This window comes from Bacteroidota bacterium (genome assembly GCA_037133915.1).
In the GTDB taxonomy this organism is placed as follows: Bacteria; Bacteroidota; Bacteroidia; order Bacteroidales; family CAIWKO01; genus JBAXND01.
In genome coordinates, this window is the sequence record JBAXND010000014.1 from 20,531 (window position 1) to 44,217 (window position 23,687).

The window sequence follows — 23,687 nt, forward strand, 5'->3', positions numbered from 1 at the left end:
CAAAAAAAAAATGCATCAGATGCGTTGAAATCCGCGACCATTCTAATTTTTTATTATTTTTATATCGAAAAAATCAAAGACAAACAGGATTAGTTTTTTTGTTAAAATTTCTTAAATCACATCTAATAAAATTAAATGCTTAAGTTTCAATTGGCCCTTACCTTTCTTCCGGGTATAGGGGATATTACTGCTAAAAAACTCGTTGCTTATTGTGGGAGCGCCGAGGCCGTTTTCAGTGAGAAGCAAAGCCTGCTTACACGCATTCCCGGCATAGGTGAGACCATTGCCGAGTTTATTCTTCTCAGTAAAGAACAAGCACTCTGCCGAGCGGAACAGGAGATGGCTTTTCTTGAAAAATCAGACATTACGCCCTTATTTTTTCTCGATACGGATTACCCGTTTCGCCTGAAAAACTGTATTGACGGTCCCGTAATGCTCTATATGAAAGGACGAACCAACCTGAACGCGGCACGTGTTGTCAGTATTGTAGGCACGCGCAGCGCAACGGACTATGGGCGCGAGTTATGCGATCGTTTTGTTGCTGGACTTGCCGGTCCTGATATGCTTATTGTAAGTGGCCTTGCATACGGGATTGACGGTCAGGCGCACAAAGCAGCGCTTAATAATAATATTCCTACGGTGGGTGTTGTGGCTCACGGGCATGATTTACTTTATCCGCCCTTGCATAAATCGCTGGCTGAAAAAATGCTTGAGAATGGTGCCTTGATTACTGATTTTCCATCAGGAACAAGAACCGAAAAGGAAAATTTTCCGAAGCGGAATCGTATCATTGCCGGTATGGCTGATGCAGTACTTATAATTGAAGCTGCAAAAAAAGGGGGTGCGCTGATAACCGGTGAAATAGCCAATTCATACAGCCGTGATGTCTTTGCCGTACCGGGCAGAGTAGGAGATGTGTATTCTGAAGGATGCAATTATTTTATTAAAATAAACAAAGCCGCGCTCGCAGTTTCTGCCGATGATATCAAATATATCATGGGTTGGGACGATACGGCAAAAAACGGTAAGCCTGTTCAACAATTGTTGTTTCCGGAATTAAAACCCGAAGAAGAAAAAATTGTAGAGTTGCTTAGGCAATCAGAAGAACTAAGTATTGACGAATTATGCACCGACACGGGAATTATGCCGGGGCGCATGGCTTCGTTATTACTAAATCTGGAATTCAGCGGATTGATAAAATGTCTTCCCGGCAAGGTATACAGGCTAATCCGATGATGAAGTCGGTACGTCTTTTTCTGCTGGTACAGTTTCTGTTTGCTTGTTTTTGAATGGCGACATTTTCACTGATTTATTCATGGAAATAAATGATAAGGCGACACCTCCACCCAATGAAGCAAAAGCAACAACGGCGAGCGCAGGGATATCATTCATAAATAAAAAGAAATCGTAAATGCCATGCAGCATTACTGCGAAGATTACACCTAAGAACATATACAGTGCAGGCGCAGAGCGGAATTTGGCAAGTCCGACAAAATAGCCCATAAGTATGGCACAGCTGGCATGCAGCGGTACCGCCGTAAACATGCGCAGCATGGTAGAAGAAAAACCGCCGCTGAAAGAGTAGATAACATTTTCAAGTGTGGCAAAACCCATTGATATCATTACCGAATACACAATGCCATCAAAAGGTTCGTTGAACTCTTTTTTCCGGAAGGCAAATACTCGCAGAAAAAAGAATTTTGATAATTCTTCGGAAAGGGAAACGATAAAGAACGCGTAAACAAAAGTGATGAATGGACCGTGCATGTCGTCGATACCAATGGCGCCGGCAGAAAGTTCAACTATCAGTGCAGGTACAATGCTTAATAAGCCGAAAAGAAAACAGAACAGCAGCAGCCTGAACGGTTCTTTTTCATATTTATCTTTGTAATAAATGAAAAGAGAAATAGCGATGCCCGGTGCAATTGCCAACGGTATAATGAGCAGCAGCATTGAAATTATTTCCATCGTATTCTGATGATTTTAGATTCAAATATAAAGTGAAATCCGTTTGCTCCGGAATAATTTTTAATTTTACTCAAAATTCAGAACATGTCGAGACTCTATGTAGTACCTACGCCTATAGGTAATTTGGAAGATATAACGTATAGGGCTGTTAGGATTTTAAAGGAGGTTGATTTTATACTTGCGGAAGATACCCGTACTTCGGGCTTCCTGCTCAAGCATTACGATATTAAAAACAAGATGGTTTCCCATCATTTATTCAATGAGCACCGTACGCTGCAGGATGTTGTTGTTCGCATTGCAAATGGCGAAAAGGCTGCTTTAATCAGCGATGCAGGAACGCCCTGTATCAGCGACCCCGGATTTTTGCTGGTGCGCGCCTGTGTGCAGGCAAACATTCCGGTTGAATGCCTTCCGGGACCAACGGCATTTGTGCCTGCACTGGTCAACTCAGGACTTCCGAATGAGCGTTTTATTTTCGAAGGCTTTCTTCCGCAGAAAAAAGGCAGGCAAACAAAACTGGAATCTCTGAAACAACATAATTGCACATTTATACTTTACGAATCGCCTCACCGTTTATTAAAGGCGCTCGGCGAATTATCAACAGCATTGGGCCCCGACAGGCTTGTTTCAGTATCGCGCGAGCTGAGTAAAATTCATGAAGAAAACACCCGTGGCACGCTGCAGGAACTTATCAAGCATTACGAAAACCGCAGCATCAAAGGCGAAGTAGTCATCGTTGTGTCTGGAAACAAATAGCAGTTAACAGTTATCAGTTAACACGACTTTTGACTCACGACTCACAATCCGCCATTGGCGGATTTCGGCTATGCCTCAACTTTTAATTTTCCCTGTAACTTTTTTATAAGGCTGTCCGTCGCATTACTGAAAACACGGTAATGTTTACAATTGAAGGTTCAATGAACGGGAAGCGACATTCAACAAACCATTATTCGCATTAAACAAACCCATGATTTGGGTAGTTGTGCCTGTGGTATAGCAGATGTGACTGTGTGTATAAGTTATTTGTAAACAGAAACCGCCGCATATACTTTTGTTTCATCACAGATTAATAATACAATTCAATAATCAACAAAATGTTCAACTCTAATCTAAGCAACATGAAAAACCATAAAATTATCACAGGAATTGCCACATTATTTGTGGTACTGCTCACCAGCGGATTTGTATCTGCAGGCAAGCCTGTTCCGGGAACATCGGAAGCATTGCGCAAAATTCTAACAGATCACGTTTCATTCCCTGACTTTGCAAAAGAAACGCTGACATCAGGATTTGTGGTGGTGTCTCTTGAAGTAATGGAAAACGGCAAACTGAATATAAAAGCCATCAACGCCAGTGAACCGGGTTTTCAGCAACATTTTACAGCCGACTTAGCGGAGGTGTCGGTAGACAACGCATCGGCCTATGCCGGAAAAACGTTTTACTATCGCTTTGATTTTGTGATGCAGAATTACGGCTAAGAATTGCTCTATATATATACCCATCTTCACTTTCTTTTGAAAAAATGGCTGTCCTGCGGGATGGCCATTTTTGTTGGACTATAAGCCTATTTGTAAATTTCAATTAATAGACGAACTAATATTTTTTTCAATGGTTGGATTCCATTGAAATTTACTTTTTGAATCTCATATCGCTTCTAATGCGCCTATGACGGGGATAACCACACAACTTCCGGTTCGCTAAAGCAAAATAACATACCTCCGCAATATAATGACCAATGCATAAAAGGGAAACAGCTGCCTATTTTAACTCTTTAATATAGTGTATATTATATCAATTATTTTTTATAAAAATCCTTCGTTTTCGAGTAACGAAAGATTAACTTGTATTGTCTTTTGTTTAACCGTCAATAGAAAATGAGGACTGAGAAGGAAATAATATTCGGCTGTTTGAGAAATGATGTTGTTGCGCAGGAGCAGTTATACCGTCGTTTTGCACCATTGATGTACGGTATATGTTTGCGATATGTGCGCAATAGAGCAGAAGCTGACGATATCATGCAGGAGGCGTTTATCAAGGTTTTTGATAATCTTGAAAATTTCAGGGACGATGGCTCTTTTGAAGGCTGGATTAAACGGATTATTGTAAACACCGCATTGAATCATTACAAAAGCAGTTTGAAATTTGATTATAAAGATGAGCGATTTATGCCGGATGAATCTGTGGAAAACGAAGCCGTTGGGCAAATAAGCACGCGCGAGCTGATGGCGGTAATCAACAATCTTCAGGATAACTATCGTTTGGTTTTTAATCTCAGCGTGATAGAAGGGTTTGGCCATGCCGAGATTGCACAGTTGCTCGGAATGAGCGAAGCTTCATCGCGGATAACATTGCTTCGCGCACGAAAAATCATTAAGGAAAAAATGAAAACACATTATAATATTCACAGCTATGAACAAGCAATTTGATATAGATGATTTGTTCAGAGAGAATTTCGGTCAGTATAAGGAAGAACCGCCTCCGCGCATTTGGAAAAATATCAAACATTCAATGCGTCGCAATAAACGCAGGTCGCCGGGTTGGAAGTTCTGGTCGTTAATGCTTATCGTTATTTTACCCGCATTTATTATTGTTGGGGTTTCGGTGACAAATTGCGCTTCCCGCGGAATTACTGAAAAATCAGTTTTAAAACTTCAATTCTCAATGAATAATAATCAAATTAGAAAAGGCTCAACAAATTTCAATACTGTTCATGATAAAAAAATCAAAACGAAGAAAATACTCAGTGTAAATTCAATTGAAAAAACGACGGAAGTACAATCCGGTGATGATAACAATACACTGCAAAATGAAGTTGCTGCCGACACTCAGGAGACGAATATAGATGCGATTTCAGAAGACAAGACCAACATTATGGAATTGCCGCTTGTTGAAGAAAATAGTGTCATCCCAATGATTATAAATGAAGAAGGAAACGATTTAAATGGCACACAATTAATCGCCGTTGATGAAATAAAATTAATTACAGATTCATTGGGAAAACCCGTGGCAGAGGTTAAACACACTATGACAGACGAAATAACACCATTACAGCTTCACAATAATTTGAATGGCGGTTCCTGTTCTTTATGGCAACTTTTTCTGAATATTACGCCGGAATATTTCATTCAAAATAATAATAGTACACCTGACAGATGGACGTATTCCTATGAACTATTTGGCGAATACAATTGTAAAGGATGGGTCATTGAAGGCGGCCTGGGCCTGGGGTTTTCAAAAATCAAGACGGACCATGAACTACGCTATAAAGTAAATGAGTTGACGGCAACTTATCAGGACGTTGTGCGCATTTTTTGGGACAGCATTTCCAACGCTCCCGCATTTATTACCGAAACGGTTAACCTCTATGACAGCGTTCAGAAAAGTGAGAATGTACAAGCTGAACAAAAAAGCACCCTGCTTCATATTCAATTGATGGCAGGATATAAAAAGCAGTTCGGACGATTTTCAGTAACACCTAAAGCCGGTTTCAGATATTCAATGCGTATTGCCGACAGAATTAATATACCGGAGCCATCAATGAATGGTATAGTCAGTTACCGCGATAATGAAACGGGTTCAGCACCGAATAAAAATGGCTATGTGCTGTTGCTCGATTGCGGATTATCATATGACATCAACCGATTGCTGGGATTCACGATAGAACCGTCATTAAGGTATTACTTAAAGAATATATACGGAACAAACGCAGATGCAGGAATTAAGCCTTGTTCGCTTGGCCTGCGTGCCGGGGTTTTTGTGAAGATTGAATAACGCTTACCCATGAATCTTGCAAAAATTATCAATGAGGAAAAACAAACAATTTATAAAATATACAGCTATGAACACAAACAAAACAATGAAAGATTTTCGCGCACTTATTTTATTTGCTGTGATGATTTTCTTTAGTCAGTTTTCATTTTCGACAAATTATTATTGGATAGGAGGAAGCGGCAACTGGAACGATCTTAGCCACTGGTCGGCAACATCCGGGGGCGTACCAAATATGGCAGTGGTTCCTTCCGCTACAGATAATGTATTTTTTGATGTAAACAGTTTTTCCGGTGCAGGGCAAACCGTTACCATAAATGTGGCATCAATTTGCAATGACATGGATTGGACAGGCGCGATGAATGTACCTGTATTGTCAGGTTCTTCAGCAAATACATTATCGATTTACGGAAGCCTGAAATTTATTTCCGCAATGACACAAAACTTTTCAGGCAAAATTTATTTTGAAGCCACAACAACCGGTAAATCGATAACAATGGCCGGAAAGCAATTCAGCAATACTGTACACTTCAGTGGCAACGGAGGTCTGTGGACACTGATGGATAATTTTATTACAACAGGTGAAATAGACCATTCTTACGGAACACTTAACACGAATAATAACAGTGTTCGCTGTACTTTTCTCAATGAGAATTTTACAAATGCAAGAGCACTTTATCTTGGTAGCTCGATAGTAACCCTTACCGGTGCGGGAAGTACGATTAATCCTTCGGGACTTATTTTTAATTCCGGAGCCTCGACATTTATTTTTTCGGGAAGTTCTGCACCGACTCTTGATATGCTTACAGGGAATGCCCTCACCTTCTACAACCTCCAATGGACAAATGCTTCGATAACCGGAACGCTTAATAACGGAAGCGGGAATACGTGCAATTTCTATAATGTTTCTTTCACTGGAAGTGCAAATATAAATGGAAACAATTCATACAGCGGGACTTTGTCATTTGCTCCGGCTAAAACATACACATTGCAATCTGCAAAAACACAAACACTGAATGCGACGGCCACCTTGTCGGCAACAGGCGCACCGGCAAATCTAATTACAATCAATGCATCAATACCGGGAAGTCAGGCTAGTATTTACAAAGCCTCGGGTTGTGTGTCTTTGGATTATATAAACCTGCAGGATAGTAAAGCAACGGGCGGTGCCGGTTTTAATGCCGGAGCCAACAGTATAGATAATGGTAATAATACCGGCTGGAGTTTTAGCACTGGAGCGGTGCCATCAATAAGCATTGTGGCCAATCCTCCCGGCGCACTTTGCAGTGGTATGCCGATTGCTTTTTCTGCAACATCTGTCAATGGCGGAACATCACCATCGTGGCAATGGAAAGTAAACGGGATAAATGTTGGCGCAAATACATCAACATATACGTCAAGTACGTTATCGTCAGGTGACAGTGTGTGGTGCGAGATGACGTCGTCATTAATTTGTGCGAACCCTAATTTTGTAATTTCAAATATCATTACGCTGACGTCTCCGGACAGACATCTTAATTATAATGATACGACAATTTGCCAGGGAACGTCTTTGCAATTAGCCCCTTGCTGTATTCCGAATATACAAACTATAGTATGGTCAACGGGATCGGTAAATTCCACCATCAGTGTAAACCAAAGCGGAAACTACTGGGCAATGGTTACAGATGTCCATGGTTGTGCTAGAATGACAGATACAATTGTAATAGTTGTAAATACGCCCCCTGCCGCAGTAACCGCTGTTGCAAACCCAAACCCGGTTTGTTTGGGCAGCACGCTTACATTGACTGGCGCCGGAACCGGCGTAACAAGCTGGAATTGGAGTGGACCAAATTCATACACCTCAACGGCACAAAACCCGGCAGCATTCACAATCACAACCGCCGCGCAAGCAGGAATCTATAAGTTGAGCGCAACCAACAGTTGCGGAACAGCAACAGCCACAGTAAATGTTGTCGTGAATAATAATGTTGTGCCGAGTGTAAGTATCATCGCATCACCTGCAGGTATTGTAAACTATGGCACGAACGTAGTTTATACTGCATATCCCGGCAATGGCGGAACAGCACCTGTGTTTCAATGGTCGCTCAATGGCGTTGCAGTGGGTACAAATTCTATTACGTATTCAAATGACAGCCTTGCGAATGGAGATTTAATATGTTGCATAATGACCTCTAATGCGCCTTGCGCAAATCCTTTAACAGCATGTACTTCCGATACAATTCATGTAACCTATCCGGGCTTTATTTTGGCCGGGCAGGTTTTTGCAGGCTTATTGCCGCTTGATAACGGAAACTCCACCCTTTCGGTTATAAACGGACAAAATATAACACAGGCAGGATGGATGAATTTTGATACCCTCGGTTATTATTTTTTCATGCAGCAGCCGGCGGCTGATTATTATGTAAAATGCGAGCCATCGTCTGTATCATCTGAATTTGGAAATTACGCACCCACCTATTATGGCGATGTGTTGAACTGGTCAAATGCCACCATTATAAATCTGAATATGGATCTTTATGGTGAGGACATTCATTTACTTGCCATTCCCGGTCCCAGCCCCGGACAAGGCCAGATAGGCGGGATTATTCAGCAGGGCGCCAAAACGGGTCCGCTTGCAGGTGTTGAAATAATGCTGCAAGATAACGCCGGCAACGTGCTTACATACATGAATACCGATCAGTATGGAGGATTTTCCTTTTCAGGAATTGCTTACGGCACCTATATTATTTATCCTGAAATAGCAGGAAAAACAACTACACCCATCACAATAACCATCAGTGCCGCTAATCCAACAGTTACTAATTTGGTGTTTACCGTAACCGGGAATAATGTGGTTGCGGGGGTTGAAGTTGCGGAACCATCACTTTCATTTATAAGTGAAATTTTTCCGAACCCTGTGAATGAAAATGCCGCAATTCGTTTGGGCGTTAAAAAGCCTACAGGCATGCAAATGCAGGTATTTGATATTACCGGAAGGCAACTTTCTGAAAAGGATATTGAACTCACAATTGGCGAAAATGAAATTACGATTGACAATCAAAAACTAGCTTCAGGAGTTTACCGCCTCGTTTTACTTATGGATGACGGAAGCACTGTCAGCCGGGCGTTTGTGAAATGATGAATATTTAAACGAACAAAAATCTGGTTTGGGTTAAACTTTATTTGATGCGGTTCACGGTTTGCGAAAGCTTGCCGTGACCGCATTTTTAGCTGAATTATCTACAGTTTTTCTACCACGTTATCGTTACTACACCATTTCCGGTGTTGCCTACCGTATTCGATTGGTTGGTACCTGTGTTGAATGAGCCGCCGCCGCCGCCGCCCCATTCATTCCAGCCCGAGGTCTGGTCGCCGCCGGCACCACCTGAGTAACCACCGCCGCCGCCACCTGCAATATTGCTGCCGCCGCCGCTGCCGAAACCGCCTGTGTTGCCGTAAGAGCCGCCAATACCGCCTGCCGCGGTTCCGTTGAGCGCACTGCCGCATGTAGCATCAGAAATAGTATTGCCACCGGCAGTGTACCATCCGCCACCTGCTGCGCCGCAATGCTGATGACCGATACCGCCATTACCGCCATTACCGCTTGTTCCGCCAACAGATGGTCCGCCCGGATACGCGCTTCCGCCGTTATTCCCGGTTTGTGCCGGACCGCCGTCGTAATAGGTGCTTTGCCTTCCGCCGCAACCGCCGCCGCCGCCTGCAACTATAAGCGGCGTGCTGCTGCCTACCACAGATACAGCTGATGCGCCGCCGCCGGAGCCTGCTCCGTAAGGATTGCTCACACCTGTGAGCCCTTGCTGACCTACAATTATCCGCAATTGCTGACCTCCGGTAAGAACAAAATCACCTTTAATAATCGCGCCTTTGCCGGTAATACGGTCGTTAAAAAAGTTTTGTCCGCCTTCGCCGCCTTTAACTTCAATGGTGGCAGGAGAACAAATATTCGTGGGAACTGTCCATGTTACAATGCTGCCGGTATACGAAAACGTCTGGCTGCTGTGAGCGCACGTGCTGATTGTAATGGTGGAATGTGTCGTATCTGAAGTGCAGCCATTGGCCGTAACAACCAGGCTTACGTTAAACGTTCCGGTTGATGACCATTGTACTAAGGGGTTCTGCACCGTACTTGTGGAGGGATTTCCGCTCTGGAATTTCCATAGATAAACCGCTCCTGTGACCGTTGGTGTGAAGGTTACGTCCTGATTGATGCTGCCCTGACTCGGCGATGCACTGAAACTTGAAACCGGAGTTTGGTTTACGGTAACATTTACGGTAGACGGCGCGCTCGGGCATCCGCCAAGCACAACAGAAACGGAATACACGCCCGATGCTGCCGTTTGTGCATTGGCTATAGCAGGGTTTTGAGCGGTAGACGTAAAGCCGTTTGGTCCGGTCCATGAATAGGATGCTCCGGGAACTGAAGATGCCGTCAGATTTACGGCATTTCCGGAACATACAGGGCTGTTGCTGCCCGCAACAGGAGATGCCGGAGGAATACAATTGCCACACCATTGAAACCAGGCACCCCCATGGTAATAATTGAAACATCCGGAAGTGAGATTAAAAATAAATAAACCCTCTGCGGGATTTACAATCGCGTTTCGCTGAGCATCGGTAAGACGTGGAGCCAGCATACCACGGTTACTGAAATCTACATCCAGTCCGGCAGAAGCGTCGGGTGCTGCACCGGTGCTGTTTATGGCAGTTCCTTGAGAAAAAGCTGCGCTTGCTATTGTCATTAAAAGCGCAAATGGTAAGACCTTCAGAAAGTTCATTACGGGTAGTATTTAAGAAAAGAAATTAAATGTTTCAAATTTTCTGTTACCTGATTTACCAGGTAATAACAACTTTGCCATCTCCTGACCAGATACCGTTTTGGGTAGATGTATTTGTAACGCCTCCAATATAGGAAGAGCCACCGCCACCGCCACCAACATCGGTACCGCCGCCGCCGCCATACCAGCCGCCGCCGCCGCCGGGAGCGTACGTTGTTCCGCCATTGCCTCCGATACCGAATGTGCCCGGAGTTGCACCGCCCTGATACGTTCCCTGTTGACCGCCGGCTGTTTGTGTACCTCCATATCCGTATCCTGAAGGATCGCCGAAACCATTGGTTCCGCTTGGATAACCGCCTGCACCACCATTGCCCTGCGATTGGTCGGCGCCGCCGCCGGCTCCGCCAACAATAACCCGGTCGTTTAATGTTGTTCCGCCAACGCGAACATCGCTGGCGCCACCACCGGCACCGTCACGATTCTCTGTTGCGCAGCCGCCACCATTCCATCCGGCGCGAACGCAAATAGGAGTGATATAGACGTCGCTCGGGGCATCGCCACCCTGACCTCCTGCGTAAATATTCAATACCTGTCCGGCAGTTACGGCAAGGTCGCCTTTAGCATAGCCTCCTAATCCACCATAATGATCCCAGTTGGGTGCAACACCATTCTGAATTGAATTACCACCACGACCACCCCAAACCTCAATAGTCACAAGTGAAACGCAGGTTGGAACTGTGAATGTCTGAACACCGCCGGTATAACTGAATGTCTGCGTTCCGTGAAGGTTGGTGCAGTTTGTGGGTGTAACAGTGCTTGTTGTCGATGATGAACAACCGTTCTGAGTAACCGTTAAGCTAACACTGTATGTACCGGTAGAAGTCCATTGTACAACCGGATTCTGAACGGTACTGGTAGCAGGGGTTCCGCTCTGAAATGTCCAGCTATAAGCGGCTCCGGAAGTCGCAGGCGAAAAGGTAATATTTTGATTAAGCGGAATAGGGTTTGGTAAATATGTAAATGTCGAAACAGGCAGCAAATTAACGCTTACGAATACAGAGGTTGCTGCGCTGTTGCAACCGCTAACACTTGCTGTGAGTGAATAAATACCTGCTTCTGCTGAAGTGGAATTTGGTAATTTAGGATTTTGAAGTGTGGATGAAAATCCGTTGGGACCTGTCCATTGAAACGTGGCATTTGGAATGGTGGATGCCGTAAGTTTGAGCGTATCGCCTGCACAAACCGGGCTGTTACTTCCTATTACGGGTGTGGGTGGTGTGAGGCAGTTGCCGCACAGTTCAAACCATGCACCTGTTTTAAAAACATTGAAACATTTTGTGGTCGTGTTGAAAATAAGTAAGCCTTCCGCAGGGTTTGTGATGGCATTGCGTTGAGCATCTGTCATGCGTGGCAGCAATGCTCCTTTATCAAGGCTGCTCACATCAATCATAGCTGAAGGATCGGCCGGAGCGCCGGTAGTATTAATAGAAGTTCCCTGTCCAAAAACCCATCCCTGGAAAAGGAACAGAATGAATGCCGCAGTAGTAATTATTTTTCGCATGTTCGTAATAGTATATGTTATAAACAATTAGGTGCTTATGAATTTACTGCAAAAATAGCAAAAAGATGGGGAAATCCCTCATTTTTCAATACCTTTGTCAAAATTAATCGTGATGAACAGAACTATTATTCGCACTTTCGTCTTACTCGCACTCACTATTCTGCTTGGAAGCTGGGGTTGGAGTGGTCATAAAAAAATCAATAAAAAATCGACCTTGTCGTTTCCGTTTGAGATGAATTCTTTTACTGTTTGGGCCGATTCTCTTGCAGCTCATGCATCGGATGCCGATGACAGAAAATACACGGACAGTACTGAGTCGCCGAAACATTATATTGATATCGACGATTACTCGGAATTTGTTGGCACAGGCCGCATTCCTTCAACGCTTGATTCAGCCATTATGATACACGGAAGTTATTTTGTGTATAACACGGGTATTCTGCCCTGGGCAACGATGGTAACTTTTGACTCGCTGAAAAATGCTTTTATCCGTCACGACTGGCATAAAGCGATGCTGTTTGCTTCTGACCTTGGTCATTATGTTGCCGACGGTCACATGCCGCTGCATATATGCGCGAATTACGACGGGCAGCTCACGGGACAGGATGGAATACATTCGCGCTATGAATCGGATATGATTTGGTATTACATTGGCCAGATAAGTATCACAGGGCAAGCAGTACATTATGTGCCCGATGTGAACCAGTATGTCTTCAATTACATTTATAGTAATTTTCAGTATGTTGATACAGTGCTGATGGCTGATACGTATGCCTTAGCGCTTGCCGGCAACGATACATCCACTGTGTATTATGATGCATTATGGGCTAAAACCAGCAATTGCACAAAAATATTATTTCAGCACGCGGCGGTATCGTTGGCAGACCTGATTTATACTGCATGGTATGAAGCCGGAAGTCCGATTAACGGGAGCCAGCTGGGCATAGAGGGCACCGAAAAAAAAAATACGATAATTAATTATGCTTATCCTGATGCGTCAACCAATGAAATTAAATTTAGCATGAACCTCAAGGCAGGCACGTCTTATGATGTTTCGTTGTTTGATATTTCCGGGAAGAAAATAGGGAGCACAAGGTTTGACGCTTCATGCGATGAAAAATTCGCATCATCAATAAATACAGGACATTTAAGTGGCGGTATTTATTATCTCAACGTTCGTGCTGAAGGACAAACTGAAAGTTTGAAAATACCTGTATTATAAGAATCCTGTTGTCTGTTTAAGATGAACGCCGATATTAGCTTTTCCGCTCGAATTGTGAAGTTCAGAATCCGGTTTGGTCTTTCCATACCATGGCAAAGTGTTTCATTCCGGCTTCTGTAAATTCATCCCCTTCTTTAACGAAACCATACCTTTCATAAAAAGGCACAGCCTTTATTTGTGCGTGCAGGTATATTTTTTTAGAGAGTGGTCTTACATCTTCCATTACCTTCTTTAGAATGGCGGCACCAACACCACAATTTCTGAACGCTGCCAAAACAGCAAATCGTTCAAGCTTTATACCTTCATCTGTGTATCTCCATCGGGCAGCACCAACAGATGTTTCGTTTTCAAGGGCAAGATAATGATGTGCATTGTCGTCAAATTCATCGTACTCTAACGATGGATCAACGCCCTGCTCAAAAATAAAAACCTGCGTGCGGATATAAAATACTTCAACACGCGATGCTACTTTATTAATATCGATTTCTACAACGGTTACCATAAACGTAATGTAACCATCAAATGTACTATTAAAAAGGACGAAAGTCGTGAAATAACAATAATATCCATATATTAAAGCGCTATGATTGAGCTTATTTTATAGCACATGCTATGGTTGCAATACAGATTTTAGTTCCGGGAACGGTAAGAATCCGCATTGCACAGGCTTCGAGGGTGGCGCCGGTCGTCATTACATCGTCGACTAATAAAATATTTTTTCCTGCTAATTCTTCCGGTCTTTTCACTTCAAATATTTCGCTTACGTTGTCCCAACGGCTCATCCTCGATTTTTTTGTCTGTGTTTGTGACGCAACGGTTCTGATAAGCGCGGTAGTATTTACTTTGGCGTTCATTGACAGTGCCAGCCCGTTTGCAAAACACTCACTTTGGTTGTATCCTCTTTTTCGCTGGCGTTTTGGATGTAATGGTACCGGAATAATCAGGTCGGCAGAAGAAAATGAAGGGGCTTTAGCCAGCTCTTTTCCATAGATTTCTCCTATGCGCATTCCAACATCTTTTCGACCTTTATACTTAAGTTTATGAATCATCGTTTGTACTTTGTTGCCTTTGTTGAAATAATAAAATGCCGCAGCGCGGTTAATGATTGCTCTGCCCCAGAAGGCAGCGCTTACGGCGTTTTCTTCTTCAAGATGAAAACCGGTGCGCGGAAGATTGAATTCGCAATAGCTGCAGATAACGCGTTCGTGCTTAAGCAGCGTTGTTTCGCAGGCTGCGCAGGTTCTCGGAAAAAAAACGGCAAAAAGGTCGTAGAAAAGGTTTGCTCCCTTCATAGTTTTTTTATTCAAAACTAATTGATTATTTGACGTTGTTGATGCAAGACTATCAAAAAAAAATAAATATCTTTGCCGCCATATTACCGTATGCCTTATGAGTGAAGAAAATACAAATAAAAAAAGCCTGAGAGTACATCAGGTCATTATCGGGGTTCTTTCCCTGATTATTGTGGTTTTGTTGTGGCAGTTGATTGTCACCAAAACAAGAGTAAATACCTTTATTGTAGAAAAGGAAAAAGCGGTTGGTGAACGGCAGGGTTTGCAGCACCAGCTTGACAGTCTTATTACAATACACGATAAGATTAAAAAAGAATATGGCAGTATGAGTACGGCGCTGATTGCAAAAGACAGCATGATTCAGGCTCAGGCAACAGAAATACAAAAACTTATCGTGAGTAATGCCGGCAAAAATCAAATCCAGAAAAAACTGGATTACTTGCGCGGAATAACCCAGGATTATGTTGCGCAGATTGACAAACTCCTTAAAGAAAATAAAGAGCTTAAAACGGAAATTGCCGGCATGGAAGATAACATCAAAGATGAGAAGCAAAAAAGTGCCGCGCTGACGAAAGATAAAGAAGACCTGAAAGAGCAGATAACCAAAGCCGCCGTGCTGGCCGCCTATTCAATAAAAGCTGAGGCAATCAAATTCAGAGGTAAAAAGGAGGAAGCAACCGACAGAGCCAAAAAAGCTGATAAAATAAAAATTACGTTTACTCTTGCCAAGAATCCGTTGGTATCGGAAGGTCCGAAAGAAGTATATATTCGCATTGCCCGCCCCGACAATCAAATACTAAACGACGGTGGGGAATTTGATTTTGAAGGTAAAGCTATTATGTATTCCTTAAAAACGACGGTTAATTATCAAAGTAAGCCGATTGATATTTCACTGTATTACGAAAAAACCGATCGTATTGTCGCCGGAACTTATCATTTTGCTATCTTTACAGGCGGTCAGGAGATTGGCCAGACTCAGCTAACGCTGAAATAAAAAAATCAACAAAACCAAAATACCATGGAACGGCAAGAAAATCTGCCGGTTTCAGAAAAAAACAACAACGGTAAATCAAAAGTGAGAATTCGTGTTCTTATCTTTCTTGCATCGTTATTTTTTCTGTCAACCGGGTTTTTGATTTATGTGTACTTCAGTACAAGAACCAGTATTGCAAATCGTGTAGTAGCCGAGAAAGCTGTTACAGATAATCAACGATTCAAACTGTACCTCCAGAATCTGGAAAAGCAGTATGATGAACTTGGAAGCGAATATGAAGGGCTCGATTCGCTCTTCAGCCGTGAAAAGGAAAAGCTGCACAGCATGCTGAACGACGTGGAAGGGGAGAAGAATAATACAGATAAAGTTAAAACCGATGTCACAAAGCTTGAGATTTCTCTGCAGGTATTCAAAGAAAAAATCAGAGATTTGGAAGCGGAAAACAGAAAGTTGCTTTCTTCATCGAATCGTTATAAGATAAGTTACGACTCCTTGCTCAAAGTAAAGACAGGCGCTGATAACAAAACTCACACCGTCAGCAAAAACGATCTGGGAATTGGAAAACTTGCTGCCGAAGGCATTGATCAAAAAGAAACACCGGTAAGAGAGACAACCAAAGTATCAAAGATCAGGGTATGTTTCAGGGTATTGCAAAATTATTCAGCAGATAAAGGATCGAAAGTAGCGTATGTAAGAATAATCGACCAAAGTGGCATTGTTTTACTTGATAATACGGGCGGTTCGGGTGAATTTGAATGGCAGGGAAAAAAGTTGATGTACTCGATGCGCAAAAGCTTTTATTTTGATGGAAATCCACTCGATCTTTGCATGTACCTTACGCGTACGGAACAGTATAAAAAAGGAAAATATTCCGTAGAAGTGTACCTTGATAAAGCAATTACACCGGGCAGTTTTTCACTTGAATAGAATTATAAAATAATTAATAATAACCTCAAAATTCAACAATTTATGGATACTCAGGAAAATGCCCCCGTGGCAGAAAAAAGTAAAGTAAACTGGTTTATGTGGCTTTCGTTTGTGCTTTTATTAGTAATTGCCATTCTTGGATGGCGACTTCTCACCGCCACAAAACAGATAGAAACGATTACTATTGAAAAGCAGGCTGTGAATGACGAAAAGGGGCAACTCATTACCAAGCTCGAAGGGCTTAAAGCAGATTATGATAAGCTGAGCAAGGAAAATACCGAGTTGAGCGATATGTTCAACAAAGAAAAAGAACGTGTCAGCACATTGCTCGAAAAAGTTAAAAAAAGCAGCGGCTCTATAGAAGTATATAAAGGTAAAGTTGCGGCCATGGAAGGCCGGCTGAAAGAATATGAACAGCAGATTGAACAGCTGAAATCTCAGAATAAAGAATTGATTGAAACCAACTTCAATATTAAAACCCAGCTTGATTCGGCAACCGTTGAAAATAAAGAACTGTCAAACCAGAACACCAACCTGAGCGATAAAGTGAACAAAGGTTCTGTTCTTACCAGCTACGACATCAATGCAGGCGGTATTATTTCAAAATCATCGGGCAAAGAACTTCCCACCAAAAAAGCAAAACGTGCCGACAGACTTCGTGTTTGTTTCACCATTGGCGAAAATCCACTCACGACTCCGGGTCCAAAAACTGTATACTTGAGAATTGCTGAACCCAGTGGCAGTATTCTCAGCCTGGGTACCGGCGATGAATATTCCTTCGAATATCAGGGTAAAAAACTTCAGTATTCTGTTAAAGAGCAAATCAATTATACAAACAAACCGATTGACCTTTGCAGCTACTGGAAAAAAGCCAAAGACTTTACCGTGGGCACTTATTATATCGACATTTTTGTGGATGGTAATAACATTGGTTCCAGCACGTTTATTTTTGAAAAATAATCAAAACAAAATACTTGTTTATCATGAAAAGAACCGCAATTAAATTAATTATACTTCCGTTATTACTGCTTTTTTGTACCTCAATAATGGCGCAAACTGCAACCAAGGAAGCTAAAATAAAAACCGGTTTTCATTGTCCCAACGGCAAGGCAAATATTGAAACGGAAATAGTGAAAGAACCCGGTGTGAAAACTGTTGTTGCCGACCTTGATACGAAGATAGTAACCATTGTTTATGACGTCGACAAAACAAATCAGGATAAGCTGGTTGCTGCTATTGAAAAATTAGGCTACCGCACTGAATATACACCTGCCGGAACAACGATTAAAAGTGCCTGTACGCATAATCCTGAACAGGCCCCCAAGGAATAATATTCCACCTCATTAATTATTAAAAGGCTGTCCTGCAAAGGATGGTCTTTTTTATTTTTGTGCAGTATACTGTTCACCGCATTTTTGGGCGCTGCATTCTTCGGAAGTGCTGCTGTTAGAGCCTTTGAGCGAGATGCGGTGAACCCCAACCGAATACTCCTGCATTATGGTATCGACAATGAGTTTATAATCGTCGGGGTTTTTTACGAAATCAATTTCATTCACATCTATAATAAGCACACGCAAATCCTGCTGCTGATTGATGAATTCAAAATAACCATCCTGAATTTTCGATAAGTATTCGCTTTCGATATCCTGTTCATAGCTGCGACCACGCTTTACAATGTTGCATTTTAAGCGCTTCACACTTACATAAAGATACACCAGTAAGTCGGGCCGTGGAAGTACCGAATTGATGATGAAATATAAACGCGTGTAAAGGCTCAGTTCGTCATCCTGCAATGTTTTGCGGGCAAAAATCAGCGATTTATAAATGAAATAATCGGAAACAGTAAAACTTTTAAAAAGATCGCCTTGCGATAATTGCTCTTTGAGCTGCTGATAGCGTGATGAAAGAAATGAAAGTTCAAGTGGAAAAGCATACTTCTGGGGGTCGCGATAAAACTTTGGCAGAAAGGCGTTATCCTCAAACTGCTCAAGTATAAGCCGGGCGTTGAAATCCTGTGATATTCTTGTTGCCAGCGATGTTTTGCCTGCGCCAATATTTCCTTCTATTGCAATGTAATTGTATGTCATCGGCCCAGCATTAATTCCGGAATATGTTGTTGTCAAAAATTTTTGTCACCTGCAATGTGTCGCTGCATTCTTCTGTTAATTGCATCATACTTTTCCCGATTACGGGATGAATCACTCCGGGAGCCACTTCAGCCATAGGTTCAAGCGTGAACCGCCGTAAATGCATCTTCGGATGTGGTACCTGCAGCCCATGTTCGTTTATTACCACATCGTTGTAAAGCAGTATGTCAATATCTATCGTCCTCGGCTCCGGCTTGTTTTCTATACGGACGCGCCCTAATTCTGATTCTATACGGAGCAGTACTTCGAGCAACGCCTGCGGTTCCAGTTTTGTATCAATTAAAACAACGCAATTATAAAAATTGTTTCCTGATACATCGCCCCAGGGAGCTGTTTCGTAAACTGATGAAAATGCTTTTGGCGCTCCTGCTTCCCGGCTTATCATTTCGATTGCCTTCTTCAAGATATTCAGGCTGTTGCCAAGATTACTGCCTAATAATAGGTAAGTACATGCCATTTTCCCACTTCCGTTTTGTAAAAATAATAATTCCTGTATTCAGATTTATGCCTGTTCAAATCTATTGAAAAGTTATTCAACGCTGTAACTTTCAAGGGCTGACAACGTCATAAATGTCAAATTCATATTATTGTCCCCGGAAATTTAACAAATCGGGTATACATAGTGTGCCTTTTTATCAAAATTCTTAGTAAAATTGTATTCACATACCTAATCTCAATTTCTATGAAACAGTTTTTTAAATTTATGTTTGCATCCATGGTGGGATACCTCCTGGTTTGCATCATCTGCGGACTATTCTTTTTTATAATGGTTGCTTCTGTGGCATCATTATCGTCAAAGCAGGTTATTCAGATTAAAGATAAATCGATTCTAACACTTAAACTCGATCAGCCTATTTATGAAAGGGCTCCGTCAAATCCGTTCCAGAATTTTGATTTCGGAAGTATGAAATCAATGAATAATCCCGGGCTCGACGACATTCTCAAAAGCCTTAAAAAAGCTGCCAGCGACGATCGTATCAAAGGCATTTATCTTGATATAACAAACATTCCTTCGGGCATTGCTACGATTGAAGAAATACGGAATGCCCTGCTCGAATTCAAAAAATCGGGGAAATTTATTTATGCTTACAGCGAAGGCTATTCGCAAGGAGCATATTATCTGGCAACTGCTGCCGATAAAATTTTCATGAATCCCGAAGGCTTCATTATTTTCAAAGGATTGTCGGCACAAATGATGTTTTTCAAAGGCACGCTTGAGAAACTTGAAGTGCAGGCACAGGTAATTCGTCATGGTAAATTCAAAAGTGCCATAGAGCCGTTCATCATGGATAAAATGAGCGATGCAAACCGTGAGCAGGTGGAAAAATATGTTGGATCTATCTGGGATTATATGGTTACCAATATGGCAAAAGAACGCAAACTGACTTCCGCAAAGCTGAAAGTAATTGCCGACAGCCTGCTGGTACAAACCGGCGCCGATGCCTTAAAATATAAAATGGTGGACGGGCTCAAATATAAAGATGAAATGCAGGCAGAACTTCGCAAAGACCTTGGCATTGGTGATAATGACAAGATTAATTTTGTGAGCATTGCAAAATATAAAAATGCAAAAGGCACCAGAGTCGAAAACAAACTTAAGAAAGAAAAAATAGCGGTTGTATATGCTGTAGGTCAGATACAGAGCGGTGAAGGCGATGATCAGACTATTGGCTCCGACCGCATATCGGAAGCAATTCGTGCTGCACGTACCGATAAATCGGTTAAAGCAATTGTACTTCGCGTGAACTCTCCGGGGGGCAGCGCTCTGGCATCGGAAATTATCTGGCGCGAAGTGGAACTGGCACGTAAAGAAAAACCGGTGGTTGTTTCTATGGGCGATGTGGCTGCATCAGGCGGATATTATATTGCTTGCGCGGCGAATAAAATCATTGCCGACCCCAACACAATTACCGGTTCTATCGGTGTTTTCGGACTTATCCCGAATATGGAGAAATTCTTTAAAAACAAACTCGGGATTACATTCGATGGCGTAAATACCAATGAGCATTCTGATTTTATGTCGACCGCACGTCCTATGGATGAATATGAAACCAAAGTTTTGCAGAATGAGATAGAGCATATTTATCAGATATTTATCAAGCATGTGGCCGATGGACGTAAAATGACCACAGCCCAGGTTGACAGCATTGGTCAGGGCCGCGTTTGGAGTGGTGTGGATGCAAAACGCATCGGGCTCATCGACGATTTTGGTGGAATTGACAAGGCGATTGAAGTGGCTGCAGGTCTTGCAAACATTACCGATTATAAGCTCGTAAATTATCCCAAGCAAAAAGATCCGTTTACCCAGATTATTGAACAAATGACCGGTGAAGGCGGTGATGCAATGATTAAAAAGGAACTGGGTGAGAATTATGTGTATTACCAGTATCTGAAAAATATGTCGAAAGTAAGCGGTGTTCAGGCACGGCTGCCATTTGATTTAATCATCTATTAAATCCCAAAAAAATATTTTAGTAAAAAAAAGAGAGGCGCTCCCGAGCCTCTCTTTTTTATTAATCAGTCATCATCATCGCCGCCTCCGCCGTACAAATCGTCGGCAAGGTTGGGCAAGTTGTCTGCTTTTACGTAATAAACAATTACCTGTGCCGCGTCTTTCATAAGGTCAACACGACCAACATCCACGCGGTTTATTTTCACGCCAAGTCTGATTTGAAGGTCTTCTATCAGGCGTGTCCTGTTTTCGGGTTTTATATTTTCAATCTTTTCGTAAATAACCAGCTTACGCGATTCTGTTCTTGAAAGCCATACAAATTCCAGTCCCCAGGTAATAAATACAAGCGCAAAATTGGTAAAAAACAATTCCGCAACACTGATTTTTTTGTTTGCAAGGGCATTAATAACCGAAATGCCTATGAGTACAAACAGGTAAGTCATTTCCTTGATGGGAATAGGATTGGTGCGATAGCGCAAAATTCCGAAAACGGCAAATAATCCGAGTGCAAATCCAAGCTGCAGCTTCACGTTTCCGAGTAAGCAGCACAATAGAAATACAATGGTTGTTATCAGAAAATACGTGAACAGGTAATCTTTGCGACGGCTTCTTTTATAATATAAAAGCCTGATAAGAATAAAACAGACCAGCGTATTAAAGAAAAAGCGGATCACAAGATCCGCGAAATCCTCAACATTAATCAGGTTTATCCCAAGAAAGGTTACATCATTGATTGTGTTTAAGAGTAAGACAGCCATTGCAAATCCTGTTTATTTTTAAAACTTTTGATTTGAAATTATTATACTTCACATCTTTGTGCAACAGGACAACACCGATGCAGTACTTGCTGAAATTCGTGATGGGTATCCGTTCCCGCCTCAGCATTTCCGTGAAGTTATCACGGGCACTGGCACTTTCCTGTTTAATCTCAATTATAAGCAGCGATTTCAACGGCACTTTTTCTTCGTTGTATGAAAATGTTATTCCGAAGTCAAAAGTCACGCGCTCCTTATTCTCGATATTAACAAGGGTGAAACGAGAAAACTCACTGGAAAGTTTCGGTTCGAGGTCATTATATTCTCCCTCCGATACTTTATTAATGTATTTATAGTCTTTTTCGTCCAGGCCAAGACCGGCTGAAATTATTTCTTTTCTTTTCTTGGCAGTCTTGCCTTTATTGTTTTTTATTTTTATTTCAATAAAATATTGTTCTGTGTTGAGATATGCACGGGTTCTCACTTTTATGCGGTTTGAACGTGCGTTATGATGATCGTAATAAAATTTATAATCGGGGGTGTCGTAATACGTGGTGAGATAGTTGAACGTGCGATTCCCTTCAATTTCGAGAATACGATAACCATGATTCCATGCGCCTTCAAGCAATAAGTGTAAGCTGCTGAAATTTGCAATATACTTGGAATCTACTCTGTTCATCAATTGAACATAGTCCATTTCTTTTAAAGAAATAGGCTCAAATTTTTTCTGTAAAACGGCAATCTTTTCCATTGGCAGGATTTGACGGTTTCGACAATGAATTATCAGCAGCGATACTGAGGCTTATTTGGTCCAGACATCATATCCAAACCAGGTGCCTGTTTCATAATCCCCGTCTTTAGAAACAAATACCAGTCCGTTGGCTACAGACAAAGAGAACCCGTAAGTACCCTCTTTTATTGTAACCGATTTTATTTTTTTTCCTTTAAGGTCATAGATAAATACAAGACCGTAGGCTGCATTCCATGTGTAGATATGTTTGGCATCAACGGCTACCGCCGAACTGCCATCACCAACCTCTTTACCGCAATCAAGCCCGGTAATTGTTTTGCTGAGTTTGCCGCCGGGGAACTTGAATATTTTCAAGGTTCCTGCGTCAAAATAATATAAGTACTTACCGTCGGGACTTAAGGCAAGATTGGCCTGTTCGTTATCGTATATACCATCAAGTACCAGTTCGTAGGTTCCTTTTTCAATGTCTGTTAACCGATAAATTTTCCGTTCGTAAGTGCACACATAGAACTTTTTGTCTTTACCATTATACATAATAGAGCGCATGTCGAGGTCGATATCAAAACTTGCGATCCATTTACCTTCAAGAGAGAACCGGCTGATTTGTCCTTCCATCTGCTTTCCGCCGTTTACGGAATACAGGTATTGACCGTCGGATGCGATGTGAACGTTGTGGGTGCGCGGTTCATCATCAAACTTCAGTGTGGGTTTTAATGTTTGTGTTTTTGCAACGTTGGCAGTAAAAAGAACCAGCAAAAACGTAGCCAGAATAAGTGTGTATTTTTTCATATTGGTCGAATATTAGATTAGGTTCTATGAAGCCAAAGATACCCAACAAATAAACCCGATGCAACAAATACCCACAGTTTTTTATCAGGATTGATAATCACAAAAAAAAAGCCACTCCTTAAAGGAATGGCTTTTAAGCTCAACAGTTGATTTAGTTCCGACCTGAAACGTCTACATCAGAACAGGTCTCTTTCGTTTTTCAAATAGCTTGCTTTTGCACAGTATATAAGCAGTTCGAGTCCGGTCGATTATCAAGTGTCGTAGTAAAATGCAGTACTGACCG

Annotated in this window: 22 protein-coding genes; 12 read left to right on the plus strand and 10 right to left on the minus strand. The window is 42.1% G+C overall.

The features are described 5' to 3' along the window. Positions 1 to 135 precede the first annotated feature (135 nt). Positions 136 to 1,236 carry a DNA-processing protein DprA gene (gene dprA, locus WCM76_06480; GenBank protein ID MEI6765271.1) on the plus strand — a complete coding sequence of 367 codons (1,101 nt, stop codon included), beginning with the start codon at positions 136 to 138 and terminating at the stop codon, positions 1,234 to 1,236. On the opposite strand, the gene WCM76_06485 is transcribed toward dprA, so the two are convergent. Then, positions 1,225 to 1,968 carry a PrsW family glutamic-type intramembrane protease gene (locus WCM76_06485; protein MEI6765272.1) on the minus strand — a complete coding sequence of 248 codons (744 nt, stop codon included), beginning with the start codon at positions 1,966 to 1,968 and terminating at the stop codon, positions 1,225 to 1,227. The two genes, dprA and WCM76_06485, sit on opposite strands and share 12 nt — an antisense overlap. An 84-nt stretch (positions 1,969 to 2,052) precedes the next feature. On the opposite strand from WCM76_06485, the gene rsmI reads away from it, so the two are divergent. The 5 genes from rsmI to WCM76_06510 all read left to right on the plus strand — a co-directional run bounded on the left by rsmI (position 2,053) and on the right by WCM76_06510 (position 8,857). Then, positions 2,053 to 2,724: a 16S rRNA (cytidine(1402)-2'-O)-methyltransferase gene (rsmI, locus tag WCM76_06490; GenBank protein ID MEI6765273.1), complete on the plus strand. Its 672-nt coding sequence runs from the start codon at positions 2,053 to 2,055 to the stop codon at positions 2,722 to 2,724. A gap of 362 nt (positions 2,725 to 3,086) precedes the next feature. Beyond that, positions 3,087 to 3,446 carry a hypothetical protein gene (locus WCM76_06495; protein MEI6765274.1) on the plus strand — a complete coding sequence of 120 codons (360 nt, stop codon included), beginning with the start codon at positions 3,087 to 3,089 and terminating at the stop codon, positions 3,444 to 3,446. Positions 3,447 to 3,875: 429 nt separating this feature from the next. Beyond that, positions 3,876 to 4,394, plus strand: coding sequence for a sigma-70 family RNA polymerase sigma factor (locus WCM76_06500; protein ID MEI6765275.1), 519 nt, complete (start codon positions 3,876 to 3,878; stop codon positions 4,392 to 4,394). Then, positions 4,378 to 5,739: a hypothetical protein gene (locus WCM76_06505; GenBank protein MEI6765276.1), complete on the plus strand. Its 1,362-nt coding sequence runs from the start codon at positions 4,378 to 4,380 to the stop codon at positions 5,737 to 5,739. Before WCM76_06500 ends, WCM76_06505 begins: the two co-directional genes overlap by 17 nt. Before the next feature lie 67 nt (positions 5,740 to 5,806). After that, a complete protein-coding gene (locus WCM76_06510; GenBank protein MEI6765277.1) occupies positions 5,807 to 8,857 on the plus strand; it encodes a T9SS type A sorting domain-containing protein in 3,051 nt (1,016 codons plus the stop codon). 112 nt (positions 8,858 to 8,969) lie between these two features. On the opposite strand, the gene WCM76_06515 is transcribed toward WCM76_06510, so the two are convergent. Both WCM76_06515 and WCM76_06520 read right to left on the minus strand, forming a co-directional pair. After that, on the minus strand, positions 8,970 to 10,514 hold the full coding sequence (locus WCM76_06515; GenBank protein MEI6765278.1) for a PKD domain-containing protein: 1,545 nt from the start codon (positions 10,512 to 10,514) through the stop codon (positions 8,970 to 8,972). 55 nt (positions 10,515 to 10,569) lie between these two features. Then, on the minus strand, positions 10,570 to 12,075 hold the full coding sequence (locus tag WCM76_06520) for a glycine-rich protein (GenBank protein ID MEI6765279.1): 1,506 nt from the start codon (positions 12,073 to 12,075) through the stop codon (positions 10,570 to 10,572). A 112-nt stretch (positions 12,076 to 12,187) separates the two neighbouring features. Between WCM76_06520 and WCM76_06525 the strand changes: the two genes are divergently transcribed. Then, positions 12,188 to 13,297, plus strand: coding sequence for a T9SS type A sorting domain-containing protein (locus tag WCM76_06525; protein ID MEI6765280.1), 1,110 nt, complete (start codon positions 12,188 to 12,190; stop codon positions 13,295 to 13,297). A 61-nt stretch (positions 13,298 to 13,358) separates the two neighbouring features. On the opposite strand, the gene WCM76_06530 is transcribed toward WCM76_06525, so the two are convergent. Beyond that, positions 13,359 to 13,799, minus strand: coding sequence for a GNAT family N-acetyltransferase (locus WCM76_06530; protein MEI6765281.1), 441 nt, complete (start codon positions 13,797 to 13,799; stop codon positions 13,359 to 13,361). 91 nt (positions 13,800 to 13,890) lie between these two features. Further along, positions 13,891 to 14,589: a phosphoribosyltransferase family protein gene (locus tag WCM76_06535; GenBank protein ID MEI6765282.1), complete on the minus strand. Its 699-nt coding sequence runs from the start codon at positions 14,587 to 14,589 to the stop codon at positions 13,891 to 13,893. A 97-nt stretch (positions 14,590 to 14,686) separates the two neighbouring features. Between WCM76_06535 and WCM76_06540 the strand changes: the two genes are divergently transcribed. Genes WCM76_06540 through WCM76_06555 form a run of 4 tightly spaced genes read left to right on the plus strand, consistent with a single transcriptional unit; the run spans position 14,687 to position 17,841 of the window. Further along, positions 14,687 to 15,583, plus strand: a complete 897-nt coding sequence (locus WCM76_06540) for a hypothetical protein (protein MEI6765283.1) — start codon at positions 14,687 to 14,689, stop codon at positions 15,581 to 15,583. Positions 15,584 to 15,607: 24 nt separating this feature from the next. After that, a complete protein-coding gene (locus WCM76_06545) occupies positions 15,608 to 16,510 on the plus strand; it encodes a hypothetical protein (protein MEI6765284.1) in 903 nt (300 codons plus the stop codon). A gap of 42 nt (positions 16,511 to 16,552) precedes the next feature. Next, positions 16,553 to 17,470, plus strand: a complete 918-nt coding sequence (locus WCM76_06550) for a hypothetical protein (protein ID MEI6765285.1) — start codon at positions 16,553 to 16,555, stop codon at positions 17,468 to 17,470. A gap of 23 nt (positions 17,471 to 17,493) precedes the next feature. After that, positions 17,494 to 17,841 carry a heavy-metal-associated domain-containing protein gene (locus WCM76_06555; protein ID MEI6765286.1) on the plus strand — a complete coding sequence of 116 codons (348 nt, stop codon included), beginning with the start codon at positions 17,494 to 17,496 and terminating at the stop codon, positions 17,839 to 17,841. A 51-nt stretch (positions 17,842 to 17,892) separates the two neighbouring features. On the opposite strand, the gene WCM76_06560 is transcribed toward WCM76_06555, so the two are convergent. Together WCM76_06560 and folK are read right to left on the minus strand one after the other, a co-directional pair. Continuing rightward, complete coding sequence (locus tag WCM76_06560) at positions 17,893 to 18,597, minus strand: deoxynucleoside kinase (GenBank protein MEI6765287.1); 705 nt, start codon at positions 18,595 to 18,597, stop codon at positions 17,893 to 17,895. A 10-nt stretch (positions 18,598 to 18,607) separates the two neighbouring features. Further along, a complete protein-coding gene (gene folK / locus WCM76_06565) occupies positions 18,608 to 19,114 on the minus strand; it encodes a 2-amino-4-hydroxy-6-hydroxymethyldihydropteridine diphosphokinase (GenBank protein MEI6765288.1) in 507 nt (168 codons plus the stop codon). 225 nt (positions 19,115 to 19,339) lie between these two features. Here folK and sppA point away from each other — a divergent pair, with 225 nt between their 5' ends. Next, complete coding sequence (sppA, locus tag WCM76_06570) at positions 19,340 to 21,112, plus strand: signal peptide peptidase SppA (protein MEI6765289.1); 1,773 nt, start codon at positions 19,340 to 19,342, stop codon at positions 21,110 to 21,112. Positions 21,113 to 21,174: 62 nt separating this feature from the next. On the opposite strand, the gene WCM76_06575 is transcribed toward sppA, so the two are convergent. Genes WCM76_06575 through WCM76_06585 form a run of 3 tightly spaced genes read right to left on the minus strand, consistent with a single transcriptional unit; the run spans position 21,175 to position 23,404 of the window. Then, positions 21,175 to 21,867: a DUF4956 domain-containing protein gene (locus WCM76_06575; protein MEI6765290.1), complete on the minus strand. Its 693-nt coding sequence runs from the start codon at positions 21,865 to 21,867 to the stop codon at positions 21,175 to 21,177. Beyond that, a complete protein-coding gene (locus WCM76_06580; GenBank protein ID MEI6765291.1) occupies positions 21,836 to 22,615 on the minus strand; it encodes a polyphosphate polymerase domain-containing protein in 780 nt (259 codons plus the stop codon). The genes WCM76_06575 and WCM76_06580 overlap by 32 nt, the downstream gene beginning before the upstream one ends. 51 nt (positions 22,616 to 22,666) lie before the next feature. Further along, on the minus strand, positions 22,667 to 23,404 hold the full coding sequence (locus WCM76_06585; protein MEI6765292.1) for a hypothetical protein: 738 nt from the start codon (positions 23,402 to 23,404) through the stop codon (positions 22,667 to 22,669). Positions 23,405 to 23,687: the final 283 nt, after the last annotated feature.